This is a genomic window from Kitasatospora sp. NPDC056783, from assembly GCF_042789895.1.
Taxonomy (GTDB): domain Bacteria; phylum Actinomycetota; class Actinomycetes; order Streptomycetales; family Streptomycetaceae; genus Kitasatospora.
In genome coordinates, this window is record NZ_JBHUAF010000383.1 from 1 (window position 1) to 8,382 (window position 8,382).

Below are 8,382 nucleotides of genomic sequence, written 5' to 3' on the forward strand. Positions count from 1 at the left end.
GCAACGAGGCCAGCAGCCCCGAGGCGTCGATCCCGCGCGGCAGGTCGCTCACCTGCCCGTCCCCGACCTCGACCACCCGCCAGCCGGAGCCGTCCGCCCGGTTGGCGAGGTCGGTGGTCACGAAGCGGCAGCCCAGCCTGCGGACCAGTGCCCGGACATCGGTGAGGTCGGGCTCGACGGTCAGGCGCGGGGCATCGGGGTGCGGCCCGACCAGGACGGGCCGGCCGTCCAGCCACCACACCCGGGCCTCCACGGCGCGCCCGTCCGCACCCGACGCGTCGCCGTCCACGCGCTCCGCACCGGAAGCGCCGGCAGCACCGGTCGCACCTGAAGCACCGGTCGCACTGGAAGCACCGCCCGCACCGTTCCGACCGGCCGAACCGCCCGCGCCGTTCCCGCCGTCCGTCCCGGTGGGCGCGCCCGCGAACTCCTCGTACCGCCGTAGCACCACACCGCCCGCCAGGAACTCGCCCTGCAACTCGACGAACCGCTCCACCACCCGGCCGACGGTCGCCAGGTCCGCCAACTCCGGCACGTAGCAGGCCTCGTGCCACTCGTGCTTGCGCGACTTCACGTAGTCCTTGACGATCGCCGGGCCGTGGCCGCCGAGCCGGGCCGCGGCCTCGGCCAGCTCCGCGGGCCCGGGCGCCGCCGGCCCGTCGGACGGGATCCACGCGCTGGCCGGGGTCGCGCCCTCGAACACGTCGTACCAGCCGGGCAGTTCGTGGGCCGCCGTGTAGCCGGGCGCGCTGGTCAGCAGGTTGCCGCCGCGGGCGGTGAGCGCGGCGGCGAAGTCGGCGTACCGGGCGGAGGGCAGCATCCAACCCCGGTACCAGAGCGGGCCGCTGTCCTGCGGAACCCGCCGGACCGCCTCCTCGGCCCTCCCGGCGAGCAGCGCGTCGTGGTCGACCAGGTGGTGCCCGCCGCCCAACTCCCGCAGCGTCCGGGACTCCCAGGCGAAGTGCGGGTCGGGCCGGCGCGGGTTGAGCGGATCGGCGGGGAAGATGATCGCGGGTACGGGCATGGCCGCCAGGGTACGGCCGGTGGACGGGCCACGCGCCAGCCACGACGGACCGGTCGGCCCGAGCACCCGACCGGAGTGGCGAATCCACTCGACGCCCTGGGCGGCCGCTGCGAGAGTGAGCCGATGCGAAATCTGCTGCGACCGCGCACCCGCAAGCCGAGGCAGGCCGCCCGTACGGTGGTGCTGGACGACAACGGCTCGGTCTTCCTGCTCCGTTCGGACAACGACGAGGTCGGCGTGCACTGGACCGCGCCGGGCGGCGGACTGGAGCGGGGCGAGACCCCGTGGGACGGCGCCCGCCGCGAACTGTGGGAGGAGACCGGCTGGCGCGACCTCGAACCCGGCCCGCTGCTCTGCACCTGGGAGCACGACTTCACCTGGCATGGCACCCCGGTCCGCCAGCACGAGCACATCTACCTCTCCGGCGGACCGCACCGCGGCCCGGTCGGCGACGTCAGCCGGGCGCACGCCGTCGACCGGATCCTCGACTGGCGCTGGTGGACCCCCGCCGACCTCGCCGACGAGAACGCCGACGCGCTCTGGCCCCCCATGCTGCCGGACCTGTTGGACGAGGTCCGCGGGGGCTGGGCCGTGGACGGGCGGCCGCCGGTGCCCGTCGACCTCGGCTACGTCCCGAACACCCCGGCCGCGCGTTAGGGCGGACTTCCGGTCCCGCCGCCCGGCCCTGCCGCCCGGTCCTGTCACGGAACGGCCCCCGGAGGAGCGGTTACGGGCGCGTGCCGCGCCGGGCCCGCCCGGCCGGAGCGCACTCCCAGCCGCGCAGTTCCAGCTCCCGGTCGTGCAGCGCGCCGGGGTTCATCAGCACCGTCAGCTGGGCGTCGGCCAGTTGCTCGAAGCCGAGCCCGGTCGCGGACAGCAGCAGTTCGGTCGACACCGAGACGGCGATGGCGGGCCGCCAGGAGGGCAGCACCACCAGGCAGGTGCCACGGCCGACCCGGATCGGCGTGGCCGCCACCCGGACCGGCGCCCGCTCCTCCGGCCGGCCGAGGGCCTCGGCAGGCCAGGGGCTGCCGCCGATCAGGATGCCGAGCGGCGGTTCGGCCCGCGAAGCCCCGCCATCGGTACCCGCGGCGGCGTGGTCGACGGTGCCAGGGCTGATGGCACCGGGTGCTGCGGAGCGGGGGCTGTCGGCGTCGGCCGCCCAGGTACCGGGCGCGGGGTCGACGGTGACGGAGCCGGTCCCGGACGACGGCGTCCGCGCCACGGTCGCCCCCACCGCACCGCCGAGTTCACCCGCCCCCTCCGCGCCGGGGGCTCCCCCCGCCCGGACGGTGGCACCCGGCAGGCCCGTCCCGGTCGGGTCTGCCGGGCCGGTCGCGGCCGTCTCCCGTGCGGTCGCCCCCTGCCCGGCCTGGGGGTGCATCCGACGCAGTCGCCGCGAGGGCGACGGCCGCCGGGACCCGAAGGGCCGCAGCTCTTCGCGCGCCGAGCGCTGTGCCGGCACGGACAGGCCGATCTCCGATGCCGCGGCGGTGGGCCGGAACCGGAGGAACCCGCTCTCGTCCGGTCCGGTGACGGGGCCGGGCGGTTCGGCGGCGCGGCCGGAGGGGGGCGCGTCGGTCGCGGCCGGATCGTGCTCGGCCACCGCGTCCGCGCCGAGCGGGGCCCGTACCTCCGCGTCGTTCCGGCTGCGCGGCTGCGGCACCGAGTCGAAGCGCGAGGCGCCGTCGAAGCGCGAGGCGCCGCCGCCCTGGCGGGCCGTTCCGTCCGGGGCACCGGGCGCTGCCGCCCCGGGCTCGACGGCGGTGGCGATCGAGCACATCGAGACGGCCTCGGCGGGCGGGCCGGGCACAGCGGGCGGGGGTGAGGATCCGGCGCTCTCCCCGGGCTGGCCGGGCAGGGACGGGTCGGTTGCGGAGGGGTGGAGCGAGGTCATCTGCGGGCCCTTCGAGGAACGGTTCCGATGATCCTCCCGCACCATCGCGACGAGCTCCAAGCGTCGAACCCCGATGGTGTACACGATCCCACCGCGATCCCACCGCGACGCCGCCACCAGCCCGCCGTGGGATCGCCCAAAACGGTTTCAGGCAAACCCCGTTGTCATCCGAACGGAGCAACCACCGCTTCCGTCCGCACCAGTTCGCCCCCGTCCGATCCCGGCCCGCCGGGTCGGCTCAACTTCCGGGCGCGACAAACCCCTTGAGGTCGGCGAGCACCGCGTTCGCCGCCATGACACCGAGCCCGAGGAACCAGGTCTCGTCCGAAACCGGTCGAGCCTGACCGGACTTGACCGCACCGAGTGTCTTCCAGAGCGCGCCGCCCAGCACCGCGTCCTGGTTGGTCGAGCTGGGGCTGCCGTACACGCCGTAGAAGATCCAGTCGGCGTCGGCCTTGTCGATCTGCTCCGGGCTGACCTCGACCGCGAGCTCCTTGACCCGCTCGATCTCGGGCTGCGGCAGCGGCACGTCGGTGAGGATGGTGCCGATGAAGGAGAGCTCCGCGTAGAGCCGGGTGCGCCCGGGCATGAAGCGCAGCGGCGTGATGGCGGGCCGCTTGTCGCCGAGCTTCGCCCCGATCGCGGCGGCCGCCGCCTGGTACGCGTCGAGCTGCGAGCGGGCCTCGGCCTCCAGTCCGAAGGCGCTCGCGTTGAGCAGGAAGTTCTGCTTCCAGGGGTAGCCGGGCCGTAGCGAGAAGACGGTCGGCGCGATCTTGGACAGCTGGGCGTACTGCTCCTGGGCGCGCAGCTGGCTTCCGAGGATCAGGTCCGGCTTGAGTGCGGCGATCGCCTCCAGGTTGAGGCTGTTGATGGTGCCGACGGCGGCCGGGCTGCCCGCCTTGTCCTTGAGGTAGGACGGCAGGGATTTGGAAGCGTCGGCGTACACCACGCCGACGGGCTGGATGCCGAGGGCGGCGACGTTGTCGAGCTCGCCGGTGTCCAGCACCACGACCCGGGTGGGCCTGGCCGGGACGACGGTCTCGCCCATCGCGTGCCTGATGGTGCGCGGGTAGACGCCGGGGGCGGCGTCGGTGCCGAAGCCCTTCATCTTCTCGATCACGCCGGCGTAGTCGTCGCCGCCCTGCTTGACCGACTTCTGGTTCGGGGAGGAGCCGCCACCGGCCGGAGCGGAGGCGCCGGCACCGCCCGGTTCGCCCGATCCGCCCGAGCTGCCGCAGGCGGTGAGCAGCCCGCCGAGGCCGAGCACCGCCCCGCCGGCGATCCCCGCCGAGAGGAACCGGCGGCGGCTGGGCGTGCGGGGGGCGAGGGCCAGGTCGTCGGAGGTGGGGGGCACGCGACGCTCCTTTCACGGGTCAAGATTAGGTTAGGCAAACCTATCCGACTCGGAGAGCGAGCGCCGCCCCGCCCGTGCCTGCGGGGCAAACCATGTCAAACCTTGGCAAAAGGGTGAAATTTTCTTGGCTCAACTCCTTTGAAACCAAGGTACATGGGTTAACGGACCGTTAATAAGCCACCCCTGGCGGGCCCTGCGGGAACGAATCAAAGCACGTGGTTTAGATCACCAAGGGTTGGTCTACTCAACCTTCCGTGCTCGCATCTAGGGTGCGCTGGTGTTTGATCAGCAGCTCTCAGAGCACACGAGCAGCGGCCGGGCAATGGCGCCCGGCGCTCCGCAGGGTGCCCCGGTCAGTGGCATCAGTGGTGGAGTCCCCGTTGACCAGGGGACGGCTGGGGGAGCGGGGGACAAGGGTCTACGGGGTGGTTCCGTGGGCCTGCTGAGCAGCGTGGTGCTGGGCGTCTCGACGGTCGCCCCGGTCTACTGCCTGACCGCGACGCTCGGCCCGACGGTGACCGCGGTCGGCGTCCAGATGCCCGCGGTGTTCCTGGCGGGTTTCCTGCCGATGCTGCTCGTCGCGTTCGCGTACAAGGAGCTGAACAAGGACTTCCCGGACTGCGGGACGTCCTTCACCTGGGGTGTCCGGGCCTTCGGCCCCCGGGTCGGCTGGATGGCCGGCTGGGGCCTGACGGTGGCGACCATCATCGTGCTCTCCAACCTGGCCGGGGTCGCGACCGACTTCCTGTACCTGATGCTCGGGGAGATGACCGGCAGCGGCTGGGTCACCGAACTCGACCAGAACAAGGCGGTCCACCTGCTCACCGTGGTCCTGCTGATCGCCGGAGCCACCGCGATGAGCTACCGGGGGATGACCGCCACCAAGTGGTTCCAGTACAGCCTGGTCGGCCTCCAGTTGGCCGTGCTGGTGCTCTTCTCCGCCATCGCCATCGGCAAGGCCGTCGCCGGCGACCTGCCCGACTCGATCGGCTTCTCGTTCTCCTGGCTCAACCCGCTCCAGGTCAGCTCGTTCAGCGCGTTCACTGCCGGACTGTCGCTGTCGATCTTCATGTACTGGGGCTGGGACACCTGCCTGACCATGAACGAGGAGACGATGGGCAGCGCCAAGACCCCCGGTCGCGCCGCGATGATCTCCATGGTCACCCTGGTCGGCTCGTACCTGCTGGTCGCGATCGCCTCCCAGATGTTCGCGGGCGTCGGCAGCACCGGCAACGGCCTCGGCAACCCGGCCACCGCCGACAACGTGTTCGCCGCGCTGGCCCGTCCGGTGCTCGGCTCGCCGTGGAGCATCCTGCTCTTCCTGGCCGTCGTCGCCAGTGCGGCCGCCAGTCTGCAGACCACCTTCATCCCGGTGGCCCGCACCCTGCTCGCGATGAGCGCCTACCGCGCGGTGCCGCCGCGCTTCGGCACTGTCCACCCGCGCTTCCGCACCCCCGGCTACGCCACCGTCGCGGCGGGCATCGCCACCGCGGTCTTCTACGTGGGCATGAGCCTGATCAGCGAGAACGTCGTCCAGGACACCATCCTGGCGCTCGGTCTGATGATCTGCTTCTACTACGCACTGACCGCTTTCGCCTGCGCCTGGTACTTCCGCCGCTCGCTCCGCACCGGTGTGCGCGACCTGCTGCTCAAGGGCGTGGCCCCGCTCCTCGGCGGCGTGCTGCTCAGCGCGGTCTTCCTCCAGACCCTCACCGACGCCTGGAACCCCGACTACGGCAGCGGTTCGGTCTTCGGCATCGGCTCGGTCTTCGTGATCGGCGTCGGCATCCTGTTGCTCGGCGCCGGGCTGATGACCTGGTACGGATTCATCCGGCCGGAGTTCTTCCGCGGCGAGACACTGCACAAGGACACCCCGGCACTGATCGTGGAGGACTGACACCCCCACCCGCCCCGGCAGGGCCGTCCGTTCCGGACGGCCCTGCCGCGTTCTCCGCCCGCCCCGCAGGACGGACCCCCACCGGGTCCGGGAGACGGACGCGGGCGGTGGTCCGAAGAACCCTCACCACCGGACACCGGCCGGGAACGGGGGATTCGCCGGCCGCCACGGGGCATATCGTCACCGGGCGTCCGCGACCACGCCGAGACCGCACCGGGACCGCCCGCACCCCGCTCCCGCGCCCGAAAGGCGGCCCGGTCCATGGACCAGCACCCGACCACGCCCGGCCAGGGGCTGACCCGCCCTCCGCACCTCCTGCCCGGCGACCACATCGCGGTCGTCGCCCCCAGCGGCCCCATCGACGCCGAACGCCTCGACGCCGGCTGCGCGATCCTCCGCTCCTGGGGGCTGCGCGTCACCATCGCCCCGCACGTCCTCGACACCCACCCCGTCCTCGGCTACCTGGCCGGCACCGACGCCGACCGCGCGGCCGACCTCCAGTCCGCCTGGCTCGACCCCACCGTCGACGCCGTCATCTGCGCGCGCGGCGGATACGGCGTGCACCGCATGGCCGACCTGCTGGACTGGACCGCGATGCGTGCCGCCCGGCCCAAGCCCTTCATCGGCTTCAGCGACGTCAGCTCCCTGCACGAGGCCTTCGCCCAGCGCCTCGGCCTCGCCACCCTGTACGGACCGCTGGCCGCGGGGGTCTCCTTCTGTACCGACGGCCCGACCGCCGAACACCTGCGCCGCACCCTCTTCGAGCCCACCGCCACCACCGTGCTCACCTCTCCCTCCGCCGGCCCGCTCGTCCCCGGCCGAGCCCGGGGCATCACGGCGGGCGGCTGCCTCCACGTCCTCACCGCCGAGCGCGGCACGCCCGCCGCCCGGGCCTCGTACGAGGGCGGCATCCTGCTGATCGAGGACGTGAACGAGCACCCCTACCAGCTCGACCGTCTGCTCACCCAGCTCCTGCGCTCCGGCGCCCTCGACGGCGTGGCCGGCGTGGCCCTCGGTTCCTGGGAGGGCTGCGGACGGCCCGAACGGGTCCGGGACGTGATGCTCGACCGGCTCGGTGGGCTCGGCGTCCCCGTGCTCTGGGAGCTGGGCTTCGGCCACTGCCCCTCCACCCTCACCGTCCCGCTCGGTGTCCCCGCTCTGCTCGACGCCGACGCCGGCACCCTCACCCTGGACCTGCCCGCCCTCGCCGACCGCTGAGCCGCCAGACGCCGCCCGGGCCGGTCCCACTCGCGGGGCAGCGCCGGGCACGGTGCGCGCTGAGTAAGGTGCGGCCATGAACGAGGACCGCCTCACCGCCCTTGCCCTCGGCTTCCTCCGCGGCCCGGGCAGCAACGCCCGTACGATCCTCGGACTTGCCGGCCCGCCCGGCGCCGGCAAGTCCACCCTGGCCCGCCACCTGGTCGCCGAGGTCGAGCGCGTCGAAGGCCCCGGCACCGCCGCCTACGTCCCGCTCGACGGCTTCCACCTCTCGGGCACCCAGCTCGAGCGCCTCGGCCTGACCCACCGCAAGGGAGCCCCGGCGACCTTCGACGCCCACGGCTACGTCGCCCTGCTGCGCCGCATCGCCGGCGACCGCTTCCAGGACATCTATGTGCCGGACTTCGACCGCACCCTGGACGAACCGGTCGCCGCCCGCCACGTGGTCCGCCCGCACACCCGACTGGTCATCACCGAGGGCAACTACCTCGCCTCCGCCGACGCCCCCTGGCCGGACGCCCGCCGAGCGCTGCACGAACTCTGGTACGTGCACACCGATGACGCCGTCCGCGAGGCGCGCCTGCTCCGCCGCCACCGCGACGGCGGCCGTGACGAGGCCACCGCCCGCCACTGGGTCGCCGGCAACGACCACCCCAACGGCGAATACGTGAAGTCCGGCCGGGCCCTGTGCACCCGCACCGTCTCCGGGGCGGGTTTGCTTCCGGCCCCGGACAGGGGTAGTGTTCCCTAGTCGCTCGACAGGGAGCACCGGACACGCATCCGCGCGGACGGTCCCGGGGCGGCCAATCCCCTGAAACACCATTTCCGGTTCGTGCCGGTCGTTTCGCTTTTTCGCGTCACGGCTTGGCGCTTATTCGGCGTGTTCGTTTTATCGGATTGCGGCCGGATTCGCTTTTCGGAGCGGGGATCGGCTAGAGTTTGAAACGTCGGACAGGGCGTCAAGCCCCGGAAGACACCGGCGAGTTGGATGA

7 protein-coding genes are annotated in these 8,382 nt (G+C 73.0%); 4 read left to right on the forward strand and 3 right to left on the reverse strand.

The window, feature by feature from the left end; all coding sequences use genetic code 11:
- On the reverse strand, positions 1-1,024 hold a 1,024-nt coding region (locus tag ACFRMQ_RS34320), incomplete at its 3' end, for an ATP-grasp domain-containing protein (RefSeq protein ID WP_380734690.1).
- A 123-nt stretch (positions 1,025-1,147) separates the two neighbouring features.
- On the opposite strand from ACFRMQ_RS34320, the gene ACFRMQ_RS34325 reads away from it, so the two are divergent.
- Positions 1,148-1,681 (forward strand): NUDIX hydrolase, encoded by a 534-nt coding sequence (locus ACFRMQ_RS34325; RefSeq protein ID WP_380734691.1) that lies wholly within the window; start codon positions 1,148-1,150, stop codon positions 1,679-1,681.
- A gap of 70 nt (positions 1,682-1,751) precedes the next feature.
- Here the strand turns inward: ACFRMQ_RS34325 and ACFRMQ_RS34330 are convergent, their stop codons facing one another.
- Positions 1,752-2,921 carry a hypothetical protein gene (locus ACFRMQ_RS34330; RefSeq protein ID WP_380734692.1) on the reverse strand — a complete coding sequence of 390 codons (1,170 nt, stop codon included), beginning with the start codon at positions 2,919-2,921 and terminating at the stop codon, positions 1,752-1,754.
- Positions 2,922-3,159: 238 nt separating this feature from the next.
- Positions 3,160-4,275: an ABC transporter substrate-binding protein gene (locus ACFRMQ_RS34335; protein ID WP_380734693.1), complete on the reverse strand. Its 1,116-nt coding sequence runs from the start codon at positions 4,273-4,275 to the stop codon at positions 3,160-3,162.
- Between the two features lie 322 nt (positions 4,276-4,597).
- Between ACFRMQ_RS34335 and ACFRMQ_RS34340 the strand changes: the two genes are divergently transcribed.
- The 3 genes from ACFRMQ_RS34340 (at position 4,598) to ACFRMQ_RS34350 (ending at position 8,141) form a co-directional block, all read left to right on the forward strand.
- A complete protein-coding gene (locus ACFRMQ_RS34340; protein ID WP_380734696.1) occupies positions 4,598-6,172 on the forward strand; it encodes an APC family permease in 1,575 nt (524 codons plus the stop codon).
- Between the two features lie 261 nt (positions 6,173-6,433).
- Positions 6,434-7,390, forward strand: coding sequence for an LD-carboxypeptidase (locus ACFRMQ_RS34345; protein WP_380734694.1), 957 nt, complete (start codon positions 6,434-6,436; stop codon positions 7,388-7,390).
- A 76-nt stretch (positions 7,391-7,466) separates the two neighbouring features.
- Positions 7,467-8,141, forward strand: coding sequence for a nucleoside/nucleotide kinase family protein (locus tag ACFRMQ_RS34350; protein ID WP_380734695.1), 675 nt, complete (start codon positions 7,467-7,469; stop codon positions 8,139-8,141).
- Positions 8,142-8,382 lie beyond the last annotated feature (241 nt).